Source organism: Streptomyces sp. NPDC001270 (genome assembly GCF_042896695.1).
Taxonomy (GTDB): Bacteria; Actinomycetota; Actinomycetes; order Streptomycetales; family Streptomycetaceae; genus Streptomyces.
Genome location: NZ_JBIAXM010000112.1, coordinates 1 through 1,030, shown reverse-complemented (window position 1 = coordinate 1,030; position 1,030 = coordinate 1). Strand labels below are relative to the sequence as shown.

General features: G+C 70.0%; 1 protein-coding gene. It reads right to left on the bottom strand.

Going from position 1 to position 1,030, the window contains the following annotated elements:
• Nucleotides 1-182: 182 nt before the first annotated feature.
• On the bottom strand, nucleotides 183-1,030 hold an 848-nt coding region (locus ACFY2B_RS46215), incomplete at its 5' end, for a transposase (protein WP_390769058.1).

The following is a 1,030-nucleotide window of genomic DNA, read 5'->3' as shown; positions in this document are numbered from 1 at the left end:
CGTTAGCCTCGATTCTTCAGCGGTCGTGAGTGCATGTCCGTGCCGTCGGTTCGCCCTGTTTGTTCCGCGTGATCGCGGGCGGGGCCTTCGCGTGTCGCTGCGGCTGCGCCGGGGTTCCACGGCACCCGGAGGTCGTGCGGGTCTGCTCCTTTCCTTGTCTCATGGGGCTGGTGGTCCGGTCGTCACGTGAGGGCGGGCAGGGTGGTCACCCGGTGCCAGCAGGTGGTGAACGCCTTCGCCCAGGGCCAGGTCCGCTCGATCCGCAGCCAGCGGCGGCGGGCGTGGCCAGCGAGCCGGGCGGGCAGGTGGTAGAGGCGGAAACGCATGGTGTCCGGCTCGGCGCCGGCCAGGTCATCGATGTCGTGCAGGGCCAGCAGCCGCAGCCACGTGTCGAGATCGGCGGCGAGGTTCGCGGCGAGCATCCAGGCGCGGTTGACCTCCCAGGAGGCGCAGGGCAGGTTGCTCAGCCCCATCGCCTTGTTGGTGCGCACCCGGTCTTCCACCCCGGCGTGGGAGCGGTGCAGCACGTCCAGGAACTGCGCGTGGCCGGAGCCGGCGATGCCCCGCATGTGGCGGATGTTGGTCGCGGTGATGCAGTAGCGCCAGCCGGTCTGCTCCTCGAAGCGGGTGAGTTTCTTCAGGTGCCGCCGGGAGGGCTTGACGCGGCGCACGATCAGCCGCATCCCCTCCGGCCAGCCCTTCCGGGTGTTCACCCCGGTCAACTCGGCGACGGAGTACCCTTCCTGGATGCTGCCGTCCTGGTGCAGGGAGGTTTCCCAGGCGGCCTCGGGCAGGCAGGCGATGGCCTTCTCGTCCTCCTCGGTGATCGTCCAGCCGACGGTGTAGCGGACCGTGCGCCGCGTGGTGTTCAGGGCTTCCAGATGTTCCAGCAGGCCGTGGGTGGCTCCTGCCCCGTCCACCCGCACCAGGATCTTCGCCGTCGAGGAGCCGGGGATCTGGGCGAGGGCGTCGGTGAGGACGGCGATGTGGTCGGCCACCGTGTTCGCTCCGGCATTCCCCGGTCTCAGGA